Origin of the sequence: Wenzhouxiangella sediminis, assembly GCF_003410055.1 — a bacterium.
GTDB classification, from domain to species: Bacteria; Pseudomonadota; Gammaproteobacteria; order Xanthomonadales; family Wenzhouxiangellaceae; genus Wenzhouxiangella; species Wenzhouxiangella sediminis.
The window spans coordinates 22,861-46,264 of record NZ_QUZK01000016.1 but is presented as its reverse complement, the minus strand read 5'-3'; the positions used below and the strand labels follow the sequence as shown (position 1 = coordinate 46,264).

The following is a 23,404-nucleotide window of genomic DNA, read 5'->3' as shown; positions in this document are numbered from 1 at the left end:
GGGTAGAATTCAGAAAGCGGGGCAAGATCGCGGGCACTCATGTGATCCGACCTCGCTCGGTGCATCAACTTGTGACGCTCGGATCATCAAAAAGGGAACTTATCGGATGGTATCGACAACGAAGCCGTTCAAAACGGCTGTGATTTCGCTCGTCTTTCTTCTTTCCGCATGGTCGGGTTATGCAGTTGCCCAGGCCGGAGTGAAGGCCACACCTTCGGCGCACGTGGGATCGGCTCTGCAATCGCCGCTTGCGGTCGTCCAGGCGGAGGGCCAACTGCGAGGTGTGGTCCAGGAGTGGCCGAATAATGGGTGGGAATCTCGCACGGTCATGGATTCCGCGCGTTGGGGGCACGCTGTGGTGTCTTACAGTACGGAGAGTGTCCCGGGCTTCGTCTACGTGATCGGAGGCAACAACTCGTCGGGAATCACAGTTAGTAATGTATCACGGTACGACGTGGATGCCGCGACCTGGTCGGATTTGACTCCCATGACCAATGCTGTGCAGCAAGTTTCCGCGGTCCGCATCGGTCAGCGCATTTTCGTGCCCGGTGGGTATACCACATCGTTCTTTCCTACGGCGCTCCTTCAGATCTACGACATCGTTGCGGATACATGGACGACCGGTGCCTCGCTTCCCCAGGCCGTGGGCGACTATGCCATTGGCGTTCATGACGATCGTTACATCTACGTTATCGGCGGGTATACCGGCTCTGCGGATACGGATGCTGTCCAGGTTTACGACACGGAAACCGATACCTGGGTGCAGGCAACGCCCAAACCGGGAACGCTGGTCGCGGGCCTCCGTGGCGGGATCGTCGAAGGGCGAATCGTGGTTACTGGGGGATACAACCAGGCTGGCAGCATCCAGATGAGCGAAACCTGGATTGGCGCGATCGACCCGAACGATCCGACCAGTATCACCTGGACGGCGGGGCCGAACTATCCTGCCGGTCCTGTCGGGCGACACGGCGCGGGAGTGCCATCCACGGTCAGCCCCGGAGGCGAATACTCTTCTCCCAGCGTAGTGGTCTTTACCGGCGGTGATCCGACTGGCGATGGCACCGAGTCACGGACCGAAACCTGGCTTTTCGAGGTGCCGACCGAATCCTGGCACAGTCTTCCGGCAAAACTCACCGCGGCCAGCAATATCAGCAGTTTGGTACCCATTCTTGCCGACGGCAGGGTGCACATGGTGGCACCGGGGGGATATGACGGCTCCAGTTTCCTGGCCGTCAATGAATGGCTGACGCTCCTGGGGCAGAGTGTGTTCAGCGATCGCTTCGAGCAGTAGCGGCGCCGAAGCCGGGGCCACCGATGGCCCCGATTGTTCGAAGCAGCTCCAGATGGGCCGTTGACACGGGTTCGACCGCTTCCATAGCCGGGAGCGGCTGTGTTCAACCCACGGCGTTCACCTCGACTCGATCCCGGCCGCGCCGCTTGGCCAGGAGCAGCGCGGCATCGGCGCGTTCGAACCAGCTGGCGAAATCGTCTTCGGGGACGGATTCGGTCAGCCCGACGCTGGCGGTCAGGTGCACGCCGGGAACGGCGGTGCTGGAGCGGACCTCGTCGAGCAGCGCTTCGAGTCGCTCGCGCGCATCATCGACCGTGGTATCGGGAAAGACGATCACGAACTCGTCGCCGCCGTAGCGCGCGACGACATCGGTGCTGCGGGTTTCCCGGCGCATGATGGTCGCCAGTTCGACCAGGGAGCGGTCGCCGCGGGTGTGGCCGTGGCGGTCGTTGATGTCCTTGAATCGGTCCAGGTCGACGACGGCCAGGCAGCTCGTGGCGCCGCGTCGGGCGCGGGCGAGTTCCTGGCCGGCCTGGAAGTACAGGAGATCGCGTGACGTTGCCCCGGTGAGCCGATCGAACATGAGCCGCTCGCGCAGTTGCTCATTGTCGGAGGCCAGCAGCGGAATGGCGATACCGAAGTAGGCCGTCGTCGCGACGATCGCGATTGCGAACTGGTAGATGAACACGAACTCCGCCAGGTCCAGAACGCCCAGCCACAGGATGATCAGGAAACTGATCGCAGCGAGGCTGACGGCGGTTCCCAGCGGCGACTCCGAGTGGGTCAGCCACATCTGGGGGATGAGCAGGAAGAAGATCAGGAACGCGCTTTCGACGGTTCCGATGGACGCGGTCGCGACCATCGCCGCGGTTCCGACGACTGCGGTGATCAGCAGCTTGAGCCCGAATGCGCCCGTCAGGCTGTCCTGTCTCACGACGTCCAGCGGTTCGATCCAGAACACCGGCGAGCGTTCCAGCTTGAGCAGAAGCGCCCCGCAAAGCGGCCCCAGCACGACCAGCGCGACGAAGTCCCCGATCCAGAAAGCAAGCCAGGTCTCGGCGACGGCCCGGGCCTCTAGCAGGCCGAAGATGACCAGGCTCGAGATGACCGTGATTGTCGCCGCCATGGACGCGCCGGTGGCGATGCCCAGAAAGGCGATGACGATGCGCGGAAGACTGTGCTTCTGTCGATCTGCGATGCGCTGCAGCAATGCTGCTCCGATGCCGTAGCAGCCGATGTGGGCGATGGCGTTGGCTATGCCGCCGGCGACAATTTCCGGCCCGCTCGCGCTGATGTCATAGATCCAGACCGACCAGAGGGTCGCGATGAAATTGGCGACGAACAGGTACGGTACGGAACGGAAACCGATGACCAGCAGGGCGGCAAAGGTCAGCGCGGACGGCGGATACCAGACGCTGGCGTGGGCCGTGAATTCGGCCAGGTGCCCGAGCCCCCAAACCGCCAGCCACGCAACGGCAAGCCCGGTGCCGCTGAGAAGGCGCTGTGTCTGGGTAAGATGGTTCACGGCTCTCTTGGCCCCCTTGGTTCCCTGGGATCAGTCCACCGCGCTAACGCCGGCCCGGATGCCGGCTGGCTCCGTCCGGGGGGAGGCCTTCGAGGTCATGGCTGTTCCGGCTAGGCAGACTCGCTCATTCTAGATTATCACCTTGCTGTCAGCCCGGGGTCGGGCTTCGAGGCCGGCGGTGTTCCAGGCTCAACGGGATGCATCCGGGTGGCCATTCTGATCTGGCTTTCAATGGCCTGGCAAGGCAGGTATGCTGGATAGCGACGAAGGGAAAAGGGAATGCGCGGCTGGGAGGCCGGGCTTTTCCAAGCGCACTTCACGGGCCGGAGCATCATCCGGCTCCCAGCAAGCGAGGGATTCTATGGATATCGGTGTCTGGATCAGTCTCATTGGGTACTTTGTCCTGATGATCGCCATCGGCATTTACGCGATGCGCACATCCACGTCTTCGTCCGAGGACTACATGCTGGGTGGCCGATCGCTCAGCCCGAAGGTGGCCGCACTGTCTGCCGGTGCCTCCGACATGAGTGGATGGCTGCTCCTTGGCCTGCCCGGGGCCGTTTATGCATCCGGTCTGGGGGCTGCCTGGATCGGGATCGGGCTCTTGGTCGGCGCGTTGTTCAACTGGATTCTGGTTGCGCCCCGCCTTCGCGAACAGACGGTTCACTACGGCAATGCCATCACCATCCCCGCTTTCCTTGCCAATCGGTTCCCGACAAGGGCGCTTTCCCTGCGCACCGTGTCTGCGGTGGTGATCGTGGTCTTCTTCGCGGTTTACACCGCTTCCGGCCTGGTTGCCGGCGGCAAGCTTTTCGAAAGCGCGTTTGCCGGGATCTTCAACTTCGGCGGGCTGAGTGATTACTCCACGGGGATCATCATTACACTGGGTGTCGTCCTGATCTATACGGTTGTCGGCGGCTTCCTGGCTGTCAGCATGACGGACTTCGTTCAGGGCTGCATCATGATGCTGGCGCTGGTGATCATGCCGGCCGTTGTTCTATGGGGCGAAGGTGGCGGGGGCTACCAGCAGGCTTCTCAAACGCTCAACGAAGTCGATGCCTCCTTGTTGTCGTGGACCCAGGGGCTGACTTTCATCGGCTGGCTGTCTGCCGTGACCTGGGGCCTTGGCTATTTCGGCCAACCGCATATCATCGTCCGCTTCATGGCGATTCGTACTGTGGAGGATGTTCCGACCGCACGGAACATCGGGATGGGATGGATGACGATCGCGCTGATCGGTGCGATCTCCCTGGGGATCTTCGGCCATGCCTACGTTGTTCGTAACGGCATGACACTGGAAGATCCGGAGACCATCTTCATTATCCTTTCCGACCTGCTGTTCCACCCGTTGGTGACCGGTTTCCTCTACGCGGCGCTGCTTGCGGCCGTCATGAGCACGATTTCCAGTCAACTGCTGGTTTCTTCTTCGTCGCTCACGGAAGACTTCTATCGTCTGTTCCTCCGCAGGGAGGCGTCGGAGGCCGAATGCGTTCTCGTGGGCCGTATCTGCGTCGCGCTTGTCGGCCTGGTTGCGCTGGCGATCGCCTCCGATCCGGATTCGCAGGTTCTGGCCCTGGTCAGCAACGCCTGGGCAGGCTTCGGCGCCGCCTTCGGGCCACTGATCATCCTGTCGCTGATGTGGCCGCGCACAAACGGCGCCGGTGCCATTGCCGGCATGGCGGTGGGTGCGCTGACCGTCATGATCTGGATTGCCATGGGCTGGAACAGCTCGTTCCTGGGTGGCCCCGGCGTCTACGAGATCATCCCGGGCTTCATTCTTTCCTGGGTTGCCATCATGGTGGTCAGCCTGGCCACCAGAGATGCCGGAGAGTATCAGCACATCGAACGCTGAGACGTGTCGCTGCCCCCCTGGTTGTCGCGAACCGGGGGGGTGAGGGTGCCGACATCGATCCATCAGGAAGACAACCGAACGTGCCTGTTGCTCGCGAGCCGGGTCGCCGGCTATCCCGGGGCTGAATCGATTGGTCATCGGTGGCAATGTGTGCTTACTTGAACACAAGCCGCAGGAGAATCGAGTCGATGGATTCCGAGATCAAGGTGATTCAGGGCGTGGCTTTCGGCCAGGTGGAATTGCTTCGGGAAGCGCACGAGGAAGGGCTGGACCTGGATGCCGTGCTAACGAATTCCGAGGGCCGCACGCCGATGACCGAAGCGATACTCGGAGGGATGGGCGAGCCGGAAGCCGTTCGTGCCCTGATCGAGCTGGGCGCCGATCCCAGCCGGCCGGATGATCGGGGCTGTACGCCATGGCTGGCGTGCATTTCGCGGGCCGATGATCGCGTCGTGGCCGAGGAGATGGCCGAGATTCGGGAGATCCTGGAGCAGGCCGGAGCGTCGAAGGCTCAACAGGGCGTGTTCGACCTCTGGGACCGGGCAAGGCGGGGCGATGTCGATGGTGTTCGAGCCATGCTGGATGCCGGCCAGAGTCCCGTCTCCCGTGAGCTCTGTCCGCTGGGAGCGGCCGTGGGAATGGGGCATGCCGAGGTCGCTGCGCTGCTTCTAGAACACGGCGCGCCGCCCGACGGCGCGGCTGTGGAGGACCACGGCACGGGCTGCCTCATGTCTGCCGCCGACAAGGGCCGATTCGACCTGGTGCAACTGCTGGTGCGTCACGGAGCCGATCTCGACCGCACGCAACCGCCGGATCCCGACTGGACGGCCGCTCGCATCGCTCGCGATGCCGGTCACGACGAGATTGCCGACTGGCTGGTCGAACAGGGCGCCGGAGCAGTCAAGGGCGGCATTCCGCCTGAAGCGCGCGAAGGCGGGCCGAAGGCCAAGTACCTGTCCCTCTACCAGAGCGGCGTCGATGCCGCCAATTACGATCTCGATACCGATGCCATCGTCGATCGATTGATGCAATGGGACGATCGATTCGGCATTCACCTGGTGGATGTCCGCACGGATGGGAGTTTCACTGTCCAGTTCGACCGCCTGGACGAGGATCTCGATGCCTTCGCGCGCGAGGTCTACGCGTTCTGCCCCGACATCGTCGACCAGGGCTTCGGGGAGATGACCGAAGCGGCCGAACAGTTCGAAGAGACCGGTCGCGGCCTGCCGGACGACATGAAACAGTTGCTCGACGGACTCGATCCGGACGACGAGGACTTCGGGCTGAAGGTGCTCGGCCGCTGGCTCCGGACCCATCGTGCCCTGGGGCTCTGGTGGGACTGAGGTCCTCGGCCTCAGAAGCCCCCGTACACTTCCACTTCCCGGATTTCCTCGAGTGCGAGCGGGCGGATGTAGAAGCCGCCGACGCCTTCGACGCGGATATGGACGTTGTCGGCATCGACTCTTTCCAGCCGGCCGGCGTAGCTGTCGCCGGAGCGCATCCGGATACGCACGCGGTCATTGCGGTAGGCGTCGAGTTCCGCAGGCTCGACCCTGACCCACCGCGAAGCCGGTTCGGCCGTCGCTTCTTCCGTTGTTCCGGTGTCGGCACTTTCGGCCCGGGCAGGCGTCGTTGCGTCGTCCGGTTTGGACGCCGCGGCCGTGTCTTGCGTATCGGTCGGCGCTTCAGCGGAGGCCGGTATCGGATCCGAGGCCGGTGTTGGAGCGGAGGCGATGCGTTGGCGTGGAGACTCCGGCGCCTTGATGTCCAGCGGCTGCGGGTCGCCGTAGTTAACCACAAGCCGTACGTTCATGCGCTCGAGCAGGCCGGACATGGTGTAGTTTTCGATGCCGTCGAAGGACACGCTGGTTTCGGCGTCGCTTCTCACGCTGATCTGTTTCGGGTCGTTCAGGAAGGATTCGTAGGCGGCGACCAGGTCCGGGCCGGCTTCTGCATTGAAGCGCGCCCACGCTTGCTTCCAGGCCTCGAGGTGATGGGCAAGGTACTCCGATCGGCTCATGTCCATTTCTTCGGCGCAGAAGGCCAGCATGCGTTCGTAGTAGCCGAGGTCCTCGTATTCCAGCGAAAACGAACTCAGTCGTGCGTTTTCCATCGAACGCGCCAGGTCGAGGGTCGACAGCGAGCCCGCCGCCAGGTCGATCGTGGCGTCCAGGTGGATTGCGCTGGCGTCGTAAGTGCGCGCGCTGGCATAGAAGCGCAGGCGATTGCCGTCGTCGATCAGCTGGTAGTGGACCTCGACGTCGGCGCGGATGTCGAAATAGTCCATGTGCATCAGGTCGTTTGCGCTGAACTGCGTGCGCCCGTCGCAGCCCGCGGCGTCGAACGGCACGCCCGAGGCGAATGTCGGCGATGTGCCGCCCGGCATCTGGCGCGACATGCTCGCGAGCGCGCCGTCGAGCGGAAACCGGACATCCTTGACGCTCACGCCCAGCGATTCGGGGAGTCGGCCGCTTTCGAGCTTGCCCTCGAGGGTGAACAGGGCCAGCAGGTTGGCGGTCTGCAGCGAGATTCGGCCCACGTCAACGCCGCCCCGGCCCTGGTGCAATTGAAACGAAAGGTCGTTGATGTTGACCGCGCCGCCCGGCGACAGGCGGACGCTGTCGTATGACAATGTGCCGAACATGCTGACCGCGTTGGCCATTTGATCGAGCTGGTCCCGAACCTGGCGGGTGTAGTACCAGTTGACGCCGACGGCCAGCAGGATCAAGCCGATCACGACGAGCAGCAGCAACCTTTTCATGTATCTCCCCGGGGCATGCTTTTTTTACGGATGGTCTTACCGAGGATAGCGGAGATCGGGCCCGGAAAGAAACCGGCACGTGTGGGTGACACGATTCAGCGGTCGCGGTGCTTCCAGCGGTTGTGGTACCAGAAGTACTGTTCGGGACAGTCCCGGATCGCCTCGCCCAGCGCCTGGTTCATGCGCTGGGCCACATGCAGGCGCATTTCGTCCCGATCGTCGAGTTCCTCGAGAGGGATCGGCGTGATGTCGACAACATGCCGGCCGCCGTCGATGCGCCGGCCCGTCATCCGGAACAGCGCCAGACCGTGCTTTTCGACCAGGGCGCCGGGCAGGGGCAGCGTGTAGGCGGGCTTGCCCATGAAATCGACACGCACTTTCTGGTCGGAGGAATAGTGGTCGGCGACCATGATCATCAACCGTCCCGATCGGATCGCCTCGAGCATGTGGCGCGGCGCCGAACGCCCCTTGGAAATGAAGGTCACCGCGGTGCCCGGCAGCTCCAGGATGAGCCGGTCGACGCCGGGGTTGGTCTGCTTGCCGACGAGCAGGGCGGGCCGCACGCCGCTGGCGGCGAGGGCGGCTACATAGAGCGCCCATGCGCCGAGGTGGCCGGTCACGAGGGCGGCGCTCTTGCCCTCGTCCCTGAGTCGAAGTAGCGGCTCGAGGCCACGGAATTCCACGAGTTCGCCTACCGCGGCCCGGTCTCCGCCGGGAAAGCGGAGGAACTCCGCGACGGTCCGACCGAAGTTCTCTGCCGATGCCCGGCCTATCCGCTTCCTTTCGTTGTCGTCGAGCTCTGGAAAGGCAATCGCCAGGTTCTCCAGAACACGCCGGCGGCGCACCCCAAGCAGCCAGGCGGTCCGGCCGATCCACCTGCCAAGCGCGAGGGCAGCCGACCGCGGGGCTGCATGAAGCACGACCGAGACTGCGCGCAGCGCGGCCAGCTCGACGGCGTGGCGGGCTCGGACGAGAATCGAGCGCTTCGGTCCGCTGGTCATATTCGGCGGTGCTCCAGAGTTGGGCAGCTGGGTCGCAACTTATCATGGGGGCGTCGGCCATGGACGCCGGGCTCGGCTCGACTTCCAGTGCCCGACCCGGCGATTGTCCGTCGACATGATCTATGCCGGCGTGCGAGGATGAGAGCCTCAACAGTGATCGCCCCTGCCATGCAAGACCTGGTCAAGACCCGAATTCTCTTCCGGTCCAAACGCCTCAACATCTACCTGGTTCGCTATTCTGCGGGTCACCGCATCGTGCGGCATGTCGACATGGTGGCCGAAGGCAAGCTCTACAAGTTCAACTGGGTGCTCGTCAAACCGAAGGCCGGGGGTCGGTTCATCTGCGACAAGAGCATTTTCAACCTGTTCGGTCGATTCATCCTGTTTCGGCCGGATTTGTACGAGCATGAGGTCTCGCGGATCGAACGCGGGAATCGCTGGCTGCTCAGTTTCGCGTTGAATCAGGCGGGGTGACCCAACTGGACTCCGAAAGTCGGGTGCCGCACCCCTACCGGCGTTTCTGGTAATCGGGGGAGGCGAGGTCTATACTTTCCCGAGGTGGATCCGAGAAAGGCAACCCCATGATTCGATATGCGTTTTTCCTTCTTTGCATCGCACTGACCCAGCCGCTCAGCGCTGCGGTTGCCTTGATCACCGTGGGCGGAACCGGCGATTGCGACTTCAGTTCGATTCAGGATGCGGTCGACGCCGTGCCCCTGAACGTTCCCGAAGGTGATCTCTACGTGATCCGGGTCGCCCGTTCGGGGACCTACAACGGCGTTTCGGTCGAAGCCTTCGAGAAGGCGTTCCTGATGGAGGGTGGATACGCCGAATGCAGTTCGGCGCTTCCGGACACCAACAACAACACCGTGATCGACGGCGGCGGGGCGAACACCCAGGTTATCGATGTTCGCAACACCATCGAACGCAAGCGCGTCACCCTGGCGAATCTCACGATCCAGAATGCATCCGGACTGACGGCTTCCGGGCTCTATGTGTCCGGCACGGACGTCAACCTGCGAAACGTAACCATCCAGAACGTAACCGGCGCCATCCGGGGCGCGGGAGTTCGGGTGGAAGGCGACAGCCTGGGCGCGACCCTGATTCTCGGCGAGAACGTTGCCGTCATCGACAATGCCGTGTCGCAGGAAGGCGGTGGAATCTATTGCGGAGACGGGGCGCGGCTGGAGATCTACTCGGCCACGGGCATTTCCAACAACACGGCGTCGCAAGGCGGCGGCATCTACGCCAACGGTTGTAGCGGCTTCATCAATTCGGGCGCTACCGGACTGGCCGGGCTTTTCTACAACGTCGGCTACAACACTGCGACCTTCGGCGGCGGTGGCATCTATCTCGACTCGACCCAGGGGCCGACCGACATCGTCATCGGTGAAGGCCTGACCGGTCTGGATCCTCGCCCGCTGATCATCGAGAACGAGGCGTCTGTCCAGGGTGGCGGCATCATGGCCGTGGGCGCGGATACCCGCTTGACCGTGCGCAACGCGTTGGTGGGATTCAATGTGTCGGGCTCTCTGGGTGGCGGTATCCAGGTCCGCAACGGGGCCGAGGTCATCGTGGAAGGCACACGGCCGCGCTGTGCCGGCGCGCAGGCCTGCTCGGCCATCGAGGCGAACGAGGCGCCGCTCGGCGGTGCGTTTTCGGTGGGCACGGCGACACTCTCGGTCGAACGCACGCGCGTTCTGGACAATATTGCGACGAGTCAGGGCAGTGTGTTGTTCCTGCAAAGCCAGGATGCCACGGCGCGCTTCGAGAACGCCCTGGTCGTCGGCAACGACGGCGCGAGCGTGTTCTACCAGTCCGATCCTTCCTCCAGTCCGCCACTCGACACCTCGCTGGAAGTGCTGGCCAGCACGATTGTCGACAACCCCAATGCCACGCGCGTTTTCGAGCTGAACTCGCTCGGCGAGGCGTTCATCGGTCGCAGCATCGTCCAGGCGCCGGGTGGAGTCCCTGTTGCCGATTTCGATGCCTCGAACGAACCCACTGTGGAGTGCGGCTTTATACACGAAGCGGCGAGCGTGAATGAAGACGTCGCGACGGCCGTTTCCACGACGCCGGGCTTCATCGATCCGGGGGCGGGGGACTATCGTCTTGATATCGCGGATCTGGCCGGCGCGGTGGATCGCTGCCCCGCCAACCCGATCTATGCGCCCCTCGACCTCCTTGGCGAGGAGCGCCCCTACGATACGCCGCTTCCGGACGTGGCGGGCCCGTTCGATCCGGGTGCCTTCGAGGGTAATGATCGCTTGTTCAGGGACGCATTCGACGCGCATTAGGTCACGCTCTTCCGGCCCGATCTCATCGGTATTCAGGTATGGCGGGCGCCGCGACGCCCGCTTGTTCCATACTGCTCGTCTCGATTTCCTTAGGACTTGATTCGGCTGGCAGCCAGGCCGGCAATCAGGGTCGCCGTGATCAGCAGCAGCAGGGTCATCCAGTTGAGTGCGGGAACCGGCAAGGTTCTGATCAGCTGCACTCCCGCCGCACTGTTGTTGTCGGCGGATACCGGGTCGGAGGCGTCCGAAGTAACCGTTGCGGTATTGGTGCTGGTGGTGTTTTCCGCAACTTCGCCGACCCGGACCTGGATGCTCACGGATGCGCTTTCGCCGCTGGCAAGCGAACTGATCGTGCACGTCGGGGCGCCGGCGGGATCTTCGGCACATCCATTGGTGGCAACCAGAGATTGTCCACCTGGCAGGTTGTCGGTGACGATCACGTTGGCAGCTTGCGAAGGGCCGTCGTTGTGCACCAGGATGGTGTAGGTCAGCAGCTGTCCCGCCGTGGCGATTTCGGTCTCAGCGGTTTTCTCGAGCGACAGGTTTGCGACACTCTCGACGGCTGTGGATACGCTGTCGGAGTCATTTCCGTTCGCGGGGTCAATGGTGTCACTGCTGACGCTCGCGGCGTTCTGGATGACGCCCTGCAGCTGTGATCCGATATCGAAAGTCACGTCGATGGAGACGCTGTCTCCGACATCGAGACTGCCGAGGTTGCAGGGAAAGCCGCCTGCGCAGGGGCTGGTTGCAGTGTCCAGCGACAGGCCGGTAGGGAAATTCTCCTCGAGCACGACATTTTCCGCCAGCGAGGGACCATTGTTGGAGACGGTCAACGTGTAGGTTGCGTTGTCGCCGGCCGTTGCGGTCGCTGGACCGGTCATGTCGAGCACGAGGTCAGCCTGCGCTTCCAGCGTTGTTTCCGTGGTGGCGCTGTTGTTGGCGGCGTTCGGGTCGGCGGTGTCGCTGGTGATCGATGCCGTGTTGGACACCGAGCCGCTGGCGTCCGATGGGATCAGGAAAGTGACATCGATCGAGGTCGATGCACCGCTGGCGAGATTGCCCAGACTGCATGGAAAGCCTCCGGAACAGGGTGCGCTGGCCGAGTCGAAGACCAGCCCCGCGGGGGTGGGGTCGTCGACCGATACGTTCTGTGCATCCGAAGGGCCGGCGTTGGAGACGTCCAGGGTATATGTGACGGAGTCCCCGGGCACGGCAGTAGCAGGTCCGCTCTTGAGGATGCCGAGGTCGGCGCTGGGCAACAGGCTGCGTCCCTCGATGTAGGAGTTGTTGCCGTCATTGGTGTCGCCCGGTGAACTCACTGCACCCCGGCTCACGAGAGTGCCGGTTGCACCCGGATTGATCAAGCAGGTGATGGCGTAGCTCACTTCGGATCCCGCGGGCAGGACGACGGAGTCCACGATATTGCCGCTGCCACTGGCCGCGCAGCTGGCCGATCCGGTGGCAGCGCAGGTCCATGTGACGTTGTCGCACTCCGACGGAAAACCATTGGTGACGAGGGCCTCGCTGAGGTCGGCCGGGCCCGGATTGGTCACGTTCAGCGTGTAGTCGAGGGGCGCGCCGGGTACCGCAGGCACGGCAGCACTGGTCAAGTCGCCCGACAAGTCCGATCCGATATTTTCCAGGTCGAATGTCGCGCTCAGATCGAGCGGGCCGCCTGTCAAATCGCTGCCGACCTGATAGCTGCCCGGACGATTGTTGGCAGACACCAGCGTGCTGACCTGGCCGCTTGCGTCGGTAGTCAGAGAAACCGGCCCTTGCGGCAGGGCGGTCGGGCCGCTCGATGGATAGTCGAATACGATCGTCGCTCCGACCACGGGTTCGGAAATGCCGTCAAGCAGGGTGATCTGTAGCGGATCGGAGAATTCTGTCTCCAGCGTTGTCGATTGCCCCGAGCCCGAGGTGGTGACTTGCAGAGGCTGCTGGAACTCGACTGCGCCCACATCAACCGAGGATCCTGAAATGCGGGCCTCCCCGCGCATATCCTGGGCGGCGGGCGCAAACGCATCGTCACCTGCGTCGATCGCCGGGCTGCTGGGGAGTAGCGCATGGGTTGCAAGTGCCCCCCCATTGCCCGCAAGCGGCCCCAACCGGGGATCGCCGGAAAGGATATTGTTCAGGTCGACGTCGATGGAACCCTGAATCTGATTGGTCACATCGTTGCCCGCAACGATGGAATTGCGCAGCGTCAAGGCGGCGTTGTCACCCACCTGAACGCCCGCGGTTGTGCCAATGATGCCCGTGTTGTTCGTGACCGTGGACTGATCCAGGATCGTTGATCCGCTGATCAGGTCAATGGCCGCCCCGAACCTCACTGAGGTATTTCCGGAGAAAGTCGATTGAAGCAGGGAAACGTCGCCCTGAATCCACAAGGCGCCGGCACCTTCCCTGGCCTGGTTGCCTTCGAACAGGCTGTTCTCGATCGATCCCGAGAAGAGTACCGCGGCCCCTGCATGTCTCGTGACGCTGTTGTCGCGGAACTCGCTCCCTCGAACGGTCAGATCGCCAATGGCGGAGAGCGCCCCGGCATCGGTTGCCGAGTTTCCGGAGAACTCAGTGTTTTCGATCAAGGTCTCGCCGCGGGAAATCAGCGCGCCAGCTCGATCGCCCGCTGAATTGCTGACGAAAGACGAATCCCGGATGGTTGCGGTGACGGCGGAGGTGTCCAGCTGCACCGCGCCGCCCCGCAAAGTGGTGGAATTGTTGAGAAAGGTCGAATTCTCCAGAGTGATCGTCCCGGTTCTGACGAGAATCGCGCCACCATTCGTCGACGAGCTGTTGTTGATGAACGTGCAATTTCGAAAGATCGCCGTCCCTCCGAGATAGACCGCGCCGCCGCCACTGAAGGTATCGGAGCCGGAGACTTCCCGGCCGTTCGCGAACGTCAGGTCATTGACTTCGAGCGGGTCGGGTCCGGACTTGAAGAGGAATCGGAAGTTGTCCGGAAACCCCTCCGGTCGGATGAATGTGGCGTTGTTGCCATTGATCACGATACCGGTCGTGATGGCCGGCAGCGCCGTCGTCTGGCCGATGGGCAGGGGGTTGGGCGTCACTTGCGTGAACTGATACACGCCGTTCGAGGCCAGGTTGATCGTATCGCTCTCGCCGTTGCTGTTTGCATCCAGGATTGCAAGCTGCAATGCGGCCAGGTCCCCGTCGGGCACGTTGAAAGTGGCAGCTTCGAGCGGGCCAGCGGACAGAGCGAGAATAAGGGCGCTGCCGATCCAGGCGAGAGCTCGTGGTATCCGGATCGAATCGCGATTTGACAAGTCTTGACTGGTATTGGACACAGATTTCCTCCGCGTGGTCAGGTGCGACCAGATTGAACTGGCGTGGCTACGGGGTTTCCGGGCAAAACTCGCCCCTGCCGCCAGGATCGATGAATCGATCTCCGGGCCGGCTATGGGCTGGCGAATGGTGACGTGACGCTAGGCAGCCCTGCTGCTCGCTCGAGCGTCGAGCGAGCTCCGGGGACGTGATTTTTCAGTAGTCCCGAGTCAGATCGTTCAGATCGACAAGATTGCTGGGCCCCAACGCTCGACGTTCTGGCCAGGTGTTCCGTGAGAGAGTGTTTTCACCGGTCGTCACTCGTCCACCCAGGTTCTCTCGATGGGGCTTTAGCGCCATGCATTTGTTGTTCCCGTAACCCTTGCCAAAAGACTACCCGTTTCCCCGAAGCAGGGCCATGTGAATAGGGCCTGCGAAGCCATGTTGCAACGTTTTGTCAACACGTTGAGACAAACTGCAAACAGGCGCCTTGGTGTATTCAGCACACTGATCCCCCGGTAGTCTTCTGCGCGGACGAGGGGGCGGGAAATGCGCGTGTATACTTTCTGCCAATTTGATATCCGGACAGGTTGCTGCTCATGAGAATCCTCCCGCTACGCATCGCCCTGGCAATCGTCGCCTGGTGTTTCCTGCTTGCTGCTGAATCGACTCGTGCCCAGGGTATCGCCCTGGATTTCGACGGCTTTGATGATGAGGTGGCTGCGGCGAGCCTCCCCAATGACTGGGCCGGGATGCTGGATAACGGATTCACCGTGAGCTTTCGCATTCGCCTGGGTGCAGTGAGTAGTGCACAGCGAGTTTTCTTCATCCAGCAGGATGCTGACAACTTTGCGTCTGTGCTGTTGAGCCAGAGCGGCGAGGTCTATTTCTATGTCACCAACGGAAGTGTTGCGGCCTCTGCGCAGACCACGGGCGCTCTGCCGGTCGGCACCTGGACGGACGTGTCCGTGCGATGGCAGCCGGGCGGTGACGGAACGTCGATTTGGATTGACGGCCAGGATGAATCGTTTGGTGGTGCGGGCAGCAGCTCGGTGGGCACCGACGGGAGGTTCACTTTGGGAGCCCGTACGGATGGGGCGCAACGGCTGACCGGAACTCTCGACGAATTCCGTATCTGGGGTGAGCCCCTGGATGCCGCGTCAATTTCCAGCATCAGCGAGAACCTTTGCGTTCTGGATGCACAATTGGTGCACGACTACCAGTTCGAAGTGGGAACGCCGGGTGCCGACAACACGGGCTTGACAACCTTGCCGGACTTGGCGGGTGCGAATCCCGGCACGCTGTGGGGCTTCAGTCTCATGGGTCCCACCTCGAACTGGGTTTCGGCAGCTCGTGACGCGTGTGTTTCATTCGACCTTGGTGTGACCGCTTCCGCGGCGCCGGATCCGGTGGCGCCGGGTGGGCAGGTCACCTGGTCGGCGACGCTGACCAGCTCCTCTCAGTTGCCGACCTTTGACGTGCCGACCGCGGAGATCGAGTTGCCGCTTCCGGCGGGGACCCGGTTCGTCTCGCTGTCGCAGGATCCTTCGTTCAACTGCGCCACGCCGCCTGTCGGCAGTGCCGGCACGGTTAGCTGCCAGGCCGCCGCATTGACCGGTCCCGACTCCCATCAGTTCAGCGTGACGACGGACGTGGATGCCGGCGTTGCGCCCAACTCGATTCTGCAAACCGATTGGCGCATTGTTCAGCCCAATAGTGACTCTGATTCCGGTAACGACGAGGCCACCACATCCGTTCAGGTCGGCAATGCGTTGGTGCTCGTCGACGATGCGGCGGTGACGAATCCGGGCGTGGCCGTTGCCGTCGACGTTCTGGCGAACGACGCCGATTCGCCCGGCGGTCCGGGAATCGACGCTGATACGCTCGGCGTGAGCACCCAGGCTTCCAACGGGACAGCTTCCTGCGCTGCCGGATCCTGCAGCTACTCTCCGGACGCCGGTTTCTCCGGAGTGGACAGTTTCCGCTACACGGTCTGTGACGCGGGAACGCCCCAGGTTTGCGACGAGGCCGAGGTTCGCATTGCCGTTGCGCCGTCGGCCGTCGATGACGCTTATGCGACGCAGTTCGACACGCCGGTCTCCGGAAACCTGCTGGATAACGATACCGCGCCAACCGGCGCCACGGTTTCCGCGGGAGCCGCCGCCAACGGCAACGCTTCCGTATCGCCGGACGGCAGCTTCAGCTATACGCCGGCTGTCGGTTTTGCGGGAACCGACGCATTCACCTACACGGTCTGCCTGGCTTCGCCCGACGATGCCGTGTGCGACAGCGCAACGGCGTCGATCTCGGTCGCTCCCGCCGAACAGACAATCGACTTCCCGAGTCCAGGGGATTTCCAGGGCTACATCGGTGAGAGCATCGAGCTCGATCCGACTGCCAGCAGCGGCCTGCCCGTCCAACTCACTTCCGAGTCGCCGGCCGTCTGCCGGGTGACGGGCACGGGTCCCTTCACCGTGACTTTCCTGCAAAGCGGCACCTGCGTACTTCGTGCCAGTCAGCCCGGAGACGGGACGACGCTTCCGGCCGACGACGTGGTGGTGACCTTCCAGCTCGGTCTGGTGTCAGCGCTGGCCGTTCCCGTGGGCGGTCCGCTGGGCTGGCTTGTGTTGGTGCTGCTGATGCTCGGTCTCGGGATGACCGGCCTGCACGCCCGTCGCGCCTGATTTGGACCTCGATGGGCTGAGCCGTCAGGGTCGTCCATGCCACACGCAGCCTGGCGTCGCCATTCCCGGATGCCCGAGGGATAGCGGCGCCAGGCAGCTGAATTCAGCCGGGTAGCCAACTCCGATCGAAGCCCGGCGACCTCGGCGAGCTCGCCGACGTTCGATCCGTGGAGCCACCTGCCGCAAGGGTCTAGGGTGAGCGCTCTAAATTGCGCGGATAGCGTTAATCGGAAATCCATGCCCAGGGGAGTTCCGAGATGGCTCGATCGCTCAAGCCGCTTTTCATAGTCGCCATCCTTTCGTCTTTTTCCCTTGTGGCCGCAGTGCAGGGGAGCGATCAGCGGACGTTTCGCGTTCCCGACGAGTCGATCGGGATCGACGATCTGGGGCTGGAGCACCGGGTAAGGTCGGCCACGCAGCTGGTCGGTTCCGGCGAAGAGTCGGGCAATCAGTACCGAGCTGAGCTGATCCATCGCCTGCAGTGCTGGATCGACGGTCTCGAGCACTGTTCGCCTGCGGATCTCAACGACTCGCGGGTTCGGGAGATCCGCAGTTTTCTGGGGACCGGCCCCAAGGACCGCGACGGGGCGGTCGTCATCCGGTTTCCCGACGAGACGCGCATCCAGGTGCGGCTGCAGCGCGTTCCGGAACCGGATCCCCAGGACTGGGACCGGAAAACCTACGAGGCAATCATTGTCGAGGAAGCCGGCGAAGCACCCTGAAGCCCGGCCGACCCAACAACCTATCGACTGTCCCGTTCCCGGTCATTCGGCTCGTGTTTTCGCGACCGCGCAATCGTGCGGCAAGGCAGGAGTGCAGGCTCAGGGCCGGCGTTCGCGCCGCGCGGCCTGACGGCGTTCCTCGCGGGCCTTGTGGCGGCGGCGGTGCCAGACTTCCGATATGCCCAGGGAAGCGAAGTAGCCGATCAGCGCGATGGGAATGGCGATCAGGGCCGTGCCCAGCGCTGTGCTCAGCAGGGCAATCAGCGCATCGTCGACGGCGTCCGATCCTTCGAACAGGGTCTGCGCCCAGGAGCCGAACAGCCATTTCCCGAGCTGGTGGTAGGCGTAGACCATCGGCGGCAGGGTGAACGGGTTGCTGACCCAGGAGATGGCGAAGGCGGCCGGGAAATTGCCGCGCACCAGCAGGCAGCCCGCCAGCATCATGACGGTCTGCAGCCCCACCGTCGGCGTCAGGCCGACAAGGAGGCCGATTCCGATGCCGCGCGCGATGGGCTCGCGCCTGAAAGTCAGGCAGCCGGAGCGCTGCAGCCAGGCGCGCACGCGCTGGCTGGTGCCGCCGGGGCCTTCGCCGGCGGCCATCCGGCGGCGGTGATTGAGGACGAATTTCTTGAACACGGCCTGTCGGGTGCATGGCCCTGGATTCAGCGAGGGGCGTAGTGTAACCAATCCCCCGCCGCCGTCCCCGGTCTTGCTGTCCAGTCAGGCGTTCCGGCGAAGATCGCGGTGAGTCGGCCCGGACTCTCGCGGGCCGGATCCTGCAGTGCTTGCGCTACGCATGGGATGTCGGTAAACATTCCCGATACCTGAATCGAATGCTTGCCGGTTGACGCAAGGAAGTGCAAGAGACCGTCGTGACGAACCTACTCCGAGTCGGGCAGGGCAGGCGCTCCTTCCGGATTGCTCCGGTGCTGGCCTTGGCGCTGCTGGTCTCGTTGGCGCTCGGCTGGCAACCCGTGTCGGCCGATGTGCCCGATGCCTGGGTGACGAAGGATTCCGAGGGGCAGGTTCAGGTGCAGCTTTGGTTCTTCTGGTCTCGGCAATGCCCCCACTGCCTGGAAGCGCGGCGCTACCTGCTCGATCGGGCTCCGGACATTCACTGGCTGCAGTTCCATGACCTCGAGCTCACTGGTCATCCCGACAACATCCGGCTCTACCAGGAGATGGCCGCAGGACTGGGCCGGGAGGCGCAATCGGTGCCTGCGCTGCTTTTCTGCGGGCAGATGGAGGTGGGCTGGCACTCGGCGCACACGACCGGTACGCGGCTGCTCGAGCGCCTGCAGGCCTGCCGGCAGCAGGCCATGGTCGACGGTCAACTGTCGACGGGCGCCGCGAAAGAAGAAAGCCTGTCCCTGCCGTTCGTGGGCGAAATGGACACGGAGTCGCTTTCCCTTCCGGTCCTGACGGTGACGCTCGCCGCGGTCGATGCCTTCAACCCTTGCGCATTCTTCGTGTTGCTGTTCCTGCTTTCGCTGCTGGTGCATCTCCAGAGCCGGGGCCGCATGTTGTTGATCGGCGGTGTCTACGTCTTCATTTCGGGAGCCATGTATTTCGCCTTCATGGCGGCCTGGCTCAACCTCTTCCGCATGCTCGGCAGTCTGCCCTGGGTGACCGTGGCTGCCGGTGCAGTGGCACTGGTGCTCGGAGCGATCAACGTCAAGGATTTCGTCGCCTTCGGGCGTGGCGTGTCCCTGTCCATGACGGAATCACGGCGGGCCGACATATTCCGCCGCGGGCGCCGCTTGCTCGCGGCCGGCAGCTTGCCGATCATGGTCGGTGCCGCAATCGTCATGGCCATTGCCGCCAATCTCTACGAGCTGCTCTGCACTGCGGGATTCCCTATGGTCTATACGCGGGTTCTGACGCTTAGAGTCGAAAGTGCCACACAGCACTATGCCTGGCTGGCCTTGTATAACCTGATCTACGTTCTGCCCATGGCGGTGATCGTGCTGGTCTTCGTGCGCAGCATGGGTGGACGAAAGCTCGGGGAGCGCCAGGGGAGGCTCCTCAAGCTGTTGTCGGGCCTGATGATGCTGGGCCTGGGCGCGATGCTTGTGATCGCGCCTGAAAGCCTTGGAAACCCGGCGGTGGCCATCGGACTCGTGGGGGTCGCGATCTTCCTGACCGGCGTAGCAGCATGGTGGATGCAACCTTCGGCAGGCAGGTGACTGGTCGGTCTGCAGGCTTACCGGCTCACTGCGGCCGCCACTCTGGATGGCCCCGGTCGGCACAAAGAATTATTCGCTGATCACGTCCATCTGGCTTAGACTTCACCACAGCGGTTCGGGCCGAGCTCCCCGCGGGCCATGATCCGGTGGTCACCGGGACTCCTCCCACACCCATGGAACAGCAGTTCCACTTGTTTTTCATTTGCTTCGAGAGTTGAGTTAGTCATGCCTGATACCACTGGCTCCGAGCCGGGTTTCGACGCCCTCGGGCTGCCTCCGGAATTGCTCGCCACGCTGGAAGAGCTCGGCTACGAGGCCCCCTCGCCGATCCAGGCCGCGACGATTCCGGCCTTGCTGGCCGGGCGCGACGTGCTCGGGCAGGCCCAGACGGGCACGGGCAAGACGGCAGCGTTCGCCTTGCCTGTCCTGGCCCGGCTCGAACCGGGACAGGCGCGCCCGGCGGCCCTCGTTTTGGCTCCCACCCGCGAGCTTGCGATCCAGGTCGCGGAAGCCTTTCATCGTTATGCCCGCGGCATGCACGGATTTCACGTGCTGCCGATCTACGGCGGTCAGGCTTATGCGCCGCAGCTGAACGGGCTCAAGCGGGGCCCGGATGTCGTCGTGGGCACGCCGGGGCGGATCATCGATCACCTCGGCAAGGGCACGCTCAGGATCGATCAGCTCCAGACCCTGGTGCTCGACGAGGCCGATGAGATGCTGCGCATGGGCTTTATCGACGATGTGCGCGATGTCATGGAGCGCATTCCGGCGACATGCCAGAAGGCGCTATTCTCCGCGACCATGCCGGATGCCATCCGGCGCATTGCCGAGCGCCACATGACCGGTGCCGAGCACATCACGATCCGTTCCAGGACCACCACGGCGGCCAACATCCGGCAGCGCTACTGGGTGGTCAGCGGCCTGCACAAGCTCGATGCCTTGACGCGCATCCTGGAAGTCGAGGAATTCGACGCGATGATCGTGTTTGCCCGCACGCGAGTTGCGACCGAACAGCTGGCCCAGCGCCTCGAAGCACGCGGATTTTCCGCTGCCGCGCTCAACGGCGACGTGCCGCAGAAGCAGCGCGAGCAGATCGTCGAGCGCCTGAAGCGGGGCGAGATCGACATCCTGACAGCCACCGATGTCGCGGCTCGCGGCCTGGATGTCGAGCGCATCAGCCACGTCGTCAACTACGACATTCCCTACGATACGGAAGCCTACGTTCACCGGATCGGTCGAACGGGCCGCGCCGGTCGTTCGGGCGAAGCGATCCTGTTCGTCGCCCCACGCGAGCGCGGGATGCTGCGTGCCATCGAGCGCGCAACGCGCCAGCCGATCGAAGCCATGAGCCTGCCGACGATCGGTGATGTCAACGCCCAGCGCCTGGTTCGCTTTCAGGCGAGGATCAAGGCCGCACTCGAAAGCGATGACCTGGATTCGGGGCGACAGACCGTTCAGCAGTCCATGGAAACCCTGGACGTGTCCATGGACGATCTTGCCGCGGCGCTGGCGCTGATGGCGCGCGGCAGCGCCCCGAAACTGAGCGAGGAGCGCGCGCCAGCAGAGTCTGCCGAGCCCGGGTTCGAGGGACGAGCCGACAGCCGCGGTGACCGGCGGCGGCCCTCGTCGGACAAGCGCGGTGCGGGGGCGGTTTCCGAGCGTGATCAGAACCTGGTGAGCTATCGCATCGAGGTGGGTGCCCGGCACGGCGTCAAGCCCGGCAACATCGTCGGCGCCATTGCCAACGAGGCGGACCTGGACGCCGGCCAGATCGGTCGCATCAATATCCGCCAGGACTTCAGCATCGTCGGCCTTCCCGCGAACCTGGCCGCCGAGACCATCGAACACCTTCGTGGGGTGCGCGTGGCCGGCCAGCCCTTGCTGCTCAGGCTCGACAGCGGCGCCCCCGATCAGGGCGATTCAAGCCCGCGGCGAAAGGCGCAGGGCAGGCCTGCTGGAGAGAAGCCGCCGCGCCGTGAAACCGGCAAGGGCGCGGGCAAGAGCAAGGGCCGTCCTACCCGGCCGGGGTCGAAGCGACCGCCCCGAACGCGGGCCGAGCGCAAGGCCAGCTTCAAGTCGCGCAAGAAGACCTGATTGACCGCATGCCCCATCAAGGGGCCATCAGCGCTTTCCAGGCATTCCAGCCGAGCTCGCGCATGGTCCTGATGTTGCGCTCGTAGATTGCGTCCGGATCGGCCATGCTGGCCGTGGCTGCTTCGATGCTGGCTTCCCGCAGCAGGTGGAGCATGGGGTAAGGGGATCGGTTGGTTGCATTGGCCGGGTCGTCCGCCTGGCTGTCGGCGAACCGGTAATCCGGGTGAAAGCTGGCGACCTGCAAGACGCCGTCCAGTTGCAGGCTTTCGACAAGCCGGTCGGCGATTTCGAGAAAGTCGTTGTAGTCGAGGAAGTCGCCGAGCAGGTGCGGATGAATCAGCAGCGTGGTTTCACGCTCGGCCGGATCCAAGGCCTTTAGCGCCAGCAGTTCCTCGGCCAGATCTTCTGCTAGTTGCTGCTGAGTGCTCGCTTCACTGACACGGAAATGTACCCGGCCCTGGCGCCAGGGTCGTGCAGCGAACGGACACAGGTTCAGCCCGATCACGACATTCTCGATCCACCTCGTCGTGGCCTGGATGACCGATTGCTTGTCGGCGGGCTGATGCATGCCGGCATTCTAGCCGGAATCCGTTGCTCCCGAAGCCTCCCGTTTGTGGGAACGGGTCTTCGCTGGTCAGGGTGCAGGAGGCCCGTCGCCGGGCCTGTCCGGCATCTCTTTTGCTGCCTGCTTACGGGCTTTCCTTGCGGCGCGGCGCCGCTTCTCGGGCGATTCGGCCATCGTGCGCAGGGTTTCGAGAACATCGACTTCACCCTCGCGCAGCAGCCTGGCGAAGCTCCTCCGGCAGGCCGTCCAGGTGCCGCCGATGATGGCCAGGTAGATTGTCGTCATCAGTAAGGCATAGGTCAGCTGGTCGGCGAAGTCGCCCAGCCAGTCGGGGAGCTCGATGCCCAGCAGGCCCTCGACCAGTGCGCCGAGGATCGGGCCGACGATGCCGATTTCGACGAAGAACAGCACCATCAGCCAGACCATGATCTTGAAAGCGATCAATCGCCGCACGAGCGCCTTGAAGGCTTCGCGCCAGGCTTTGCTGTAGCACAGGGCGGCGACGGCAATGGTCAGTCCGGCCGCTACGGCGAGGGAGTCGGCGAGCGCATCAAGAAATCCGCCGATCGCCGTCCACCCCGGCGCTCCGGGCAGTGTTTCGAGGCCGTCCATCCATCGACCCGCGAAAGTCACCAGGACCAAAGCGGCCGCCGGCGGGATCAGTGCGGCGGCCAGCCAGGGAAAATCGTCTTCGCCGGCCGCCGGATCGTGGAACAGGTAATGTCGATAAACCAGCGCGTAGCCGGCGCCGAACAACACCGCGGCGACGTTGATGTACTCGAAGACGGTGAAATCGGCCAGCGCGCCCTGGATGGCATACCCAAGCAGCAGGCCGACGACGGTGACGATGAGTACGGTCAGGCGCGGCCACGGGCCGAATACGCGATCGAGGCGATCGTCCTCGCGGCTGTCGTTGAATGCCTGCTGGAGCGCCGGCAGCATGTCGGTCAGGCCGCGACGCGCGACGCGAAACAGGTGGCGCGGGCTGTACATGGCGGGTTTTCCGCGTTCGAATGCGCAAGATCATCGCCTCGCAGGTCGGTCCGGTCAATGGTTGAGGCGTCGTGCCCGCCGGGTCGCCTTACTGACCGTTTCTTCGCCGGAGCGTAGAATCCCGGAACAGGCAATCGTCCGGCATGGT

At 63.6% G+C, this 23,404-nt stretch carries 16 protein-coding genes; 9 read left to right on the top strand and 7 right to left on the bottom strand.

All coding sequences use genetic code 11. The features are described 5' to 3' along the window. The first annotated feature begins 106 nt into the window (after positions 1 to 106). On the top strand, positions 107 to 1,291 hold the full coding sequence (locus tag DZC52_RS03620; protein ID WP_116649759.1) for a Kelch repeat-containing protein: 1,185 nt from the start codon (positions 107 to 109) through the stop codon (positions 1,289 to 1,291). A gap of 103 nt (positions 1,292 to 1,394) precedes the next feature. Here the strand turns inward: DZC52_RS03620 and DZC52_RS03615 are convergent, their stop codons facing one another. Beyond that, a complete protein-coding gene (locus DZC52_RS03615) occupies positions 1,395 to 2,816 on the bottom strand; it encodes a GGDEF domain-containing protein (RefSeq protein WP_116649758.1) in 1,422 nt (473 codons plus the stop codon). Between the two features lie 361 nt (positions 2,817 to 3,177). On the opposite strand from DZC52_RS03615, the gene putP reads away from it, so the two are divergent. After that, positions 3,178 to 4,668, top strand: a complete 1,491-nt coding sequence (putP, locus tag DZC52_RS03610) for a sodium/proline symporter PutP (RefSeq protein WP_116649757.1) — start codon at positions 3,178 to 3,180, stop codon at positions 4,666 to 4,668. Positions 4,669 to 4,856: 188 nt separating this feature from the next. Further along, positions 4,857 to 6,011, top strand: a complete 1,155-nt coding sequence (locus DZC52_RS03605; RefSeq protein WP_181918754.1) for an ankyrin repeat domain-containing protein — start codon at positions 4,857 to 4,859, stop codon at positions 6,009 to 6,011. Positions 6,012 to 6,022: 11 nt separating this feature from the next. On the opposite strand, the gene DZC52_RS03600 is transcribed toward DZC52_RS03605, so the two are convergent. Next, positions 6,023 to 7,429: a hypothetical protein gene (locus tag DZC52_RS03600; RefSeq protein WP_116649755.1), complete on the bottom strand. Its 1,407-nt coding sequence runs from the start codon at positions 7,427 to 7,429 to the stop codon at positions 6,023 to 6,025. A gap of 95 nt (positions 7,430 to 7,524) precedes the next feature. After that, positions 7,525 to 8,430: a lysophospholipid acyltransferase family protein gene (locus DZC52_RS03595; protein ID WP_116649754.1), complete on the bottom strand. Its 906-nt coding sequence runs from the start codon at positions 8,428 to 8,430 to the stop codon at positions 7,525 to 7,527. 138 nt (positions 8,431 to 8,568) lie between these two features. On the opposite strand from DZC52_RS03595, the gene DZC52_RS03590 reads away from it, so the two are divergent. After that, positions 8,569 to 8,904: a 2OG-Fe(II) oxygenase gene (locus DZC52_RS03590; protein ID WP_220338257.1), complete on the top strand. Its 336-nt coding sequence runs from the start codon at positions 8,569 to 8,571 to the stop codon at positions 8,902 to 8,904. Positions 8,905 to 9,011: 107 nt separating this feature from the next. Further along, a complete protein-coding gene (locus tag DZC52_RS03585; RefSeq protein ID WP_116649752.1) occupies positions 9,012 to 10,727 on the top strand; it encodes a hypothetical protein in 1,716 nt (571 codons plus the stop codon). An 89-nt stretch (positions 10,728 to 10,816) separates the two neighbouring features. Here the strand turns inward: DZC52_RS03585 and DZC52_RS03580 are convergent, their stop codons facing one another. Further along, positions 10,817 to 14,035, bottom strand: coding sequence for a choice-of-anchor Q domain-containing protein (locus tag DZC52_RS03580; RefSeq protein ID WP_116649751.1), 3,219 nt, complete (start codon positions 14,033 to 14,035; stop codon positions 10,817 to 10,819). A gap of 576 nt (positions 14,036 to 14,611) precedes the next feature. Between DZC52_RS03580 and DZC52_RS03575 the strand changes: the two genes are divergently transcribed. Both DZC52_RS03575 and DZC52_RS03570 read left to right on the top strand, forming a co-directional pair. After that, positions 14,612 to 16,696 carry an Ig-like domain-containing protein gene (locus DZC52_RS03575; protein ID WP_147307592.1) on the top strand — a complete coding sequence of 695 codons (2,085 nt, stop codon included), beginning with the start codon at positions 14,612 to 14,614 and terminating at the stop codon, positions 16,694 to 16,696. A gap of 257 nt (positions 16,697 to 16,953) precedes the next feature. Continuing rightward, a complete protein-coding gene (locus DZC52_RS03570) occupies positions 16,954 to 17,418 on the top strand; it encodes a hypothetical protein (protein WP_116649749.1) in 465 nt (154 codons plus the stop codon). Positions 17,419 to 17,517: 99 nt separating this feature from the next. Here the strand turns inward: DZC52_RS03570 and DZC52_RS03565 are convergent, their stop codons facing one another. Further along, positions 17,518 to 18,054, bottom strand: a complete 537-nt coding sequence (locus DZC52_RS03565) for a DUF2062 domain-containing protein (protein ID WP_245960751.1) — start codon at positions 18,052 to 18,054, stop codon at positions 17,518 to 17,520. 236 nt (positions 18,055 to 18,290) lie between these two features. Between DZC52_RS03565 and DZC52_RS03560 the strand changes: the two genes are divergently transcribed. Together DZC52_RS03560 and DZC52_RS03555 are read left to right on the top strand one after the other, a co-directional pair. Continuing rightward, on the top strand, positions 18,291 to 19,604 hold the full coding sequence (locus DZC52_RS03560; protein WP_245960750.1) for a hypothetical protein: 1,314 nt from the start codon (positions 18,291 to 18,293) through the stop codon (positions 19,602 to 19,604). Between the two features lie 225 nt (positions 19,605 to 19,829). Further along, a complete protein-coding gene (locus DZC52_RS03555) occupies positions 19,830 to 21,698 on the top strand; it encodes a DEAD/DEAH box helicase (RefSeq protein ID WP_116649748.1) in 1,869 nt (622 codons plus the stop codon). A 16-nt stretch (positions 21,699 to 21,714) separates the two neighbouring features. Here DZC52_RS03555 and DZC52_RS03550 read toward each other — a convergent pair whose 3' ends face one another. Together DZC52_RS03550 and DZC52_RS03545 are read right to left on the bottom strand one after the other, a co-directional pair. After that, entirely contained in the window at positions 21,715 to 22,266 is a 552-nt protein-coding gene (locus DZC52_RS03550; RefSeq protein WP_116649747.1) for a DUF1415 domain-containing protein, read from the bottom strand. Between the two features lie 66 nt (positions 22,267 to 22,332). Next, positions 22,333 to 23,256, bottom strand: coding sequence for a hypothetical protein (locus tag DZC52_RS03545; RefSeq protein ID WP_116649746.1), 924 nt, complete (start codon positions 23,254 to 23,256; stop codon positions 22,333 to 22,335). Between the last annotated feature and the right edge of the window lie 148 nt (positions 23,257 to 23,404).

Bases quoted from the DNA above. Each gene is read 5' to 3' on its own strand.
- DZC52_RS03545 (WP_116649746.1), bottom strand. From the start codon at position 23,256: ATGTACAGCCCGCGCCACCTGTTTCGCGTCGCGCGTCGCGGCCTGACC.
- DZC52_RS03570 (WP_116649749.1), top strand. From the start codon at position 16,954: ATGGCTCGATCGCTCAAGCCGCTTTTCATAGTCGCCATCCTTTCGTCT.
- DZC52_RS03585 (WP_116649752.1), top strand. From the start codon at position 9,012: ATGATTCGATATGCGTTTTTCCTTCTTTGCATCGCACTGACCCAGCCG.
- DZC52_RS03555 (WP_116649748.1), top strand. From the start codon at position 19,830: ATGCCTGATACCACTGGCTCCGAGCCGGGTTTCGACGCCCTCGGGCTG.
- DZC52_RS03620 (WP_116649759.1), top strand. From the start codon at position 107: ATGGTATCGACAACGAAGCCGTTCAAAACGGCTGTGATTTCGCTCGTC.
- DZC52_RS03600 (WP_116649755.1), bottom strand. From the start codon at position 7,429: ATGAAAAGGTTGCTGCTGCTCGTCGTGATCGGCTTGATCCTGCTGGCC.
- DZC52_RS03550 (WP_116649747.1), bottom strand. From the start codon at position 22,266: ATGCATCAGCCCGCCGACAAGCAATCGGTCATCCAGGCCACGACGAGG.
- DZC52_RS03575 (WP_147307592.1), top strand. From the start codon at position 14,612: ATGAGAATCCTCCCGCTACGCATCGCCCTGGCAATCGTCGCCTGGTGT.
- DZC52_RS03590 (WP_220338257.1), top strand. From the start codon at position 8,569: ATGAGAGCCTCAACAGTGATCGCCCCTGCCATGCAAGACCTGGTCAAG.
- putP (WP_116649757.1), top strand. From the start codon at position 3,178: ATGGATATCGGTGTCTGGATCAGTCTCATTGGGTACTTTGTCCTGATG.
- DZC52_RS03595 (WP_116649754.1), bottom strand. From the start codon at position 8,430: ATGACCAGCGGACCGAAGCGCTCGATTCTCGTCCGAGCCCGCCACGCC.
- DZC52_RS03605 (WP_181918754.1), top strand. From the start codon at position 4,857: ATGGATTCCGAGATCAAGGTGATTCAGGGCGTGGCTTTCGGCCAGGTG.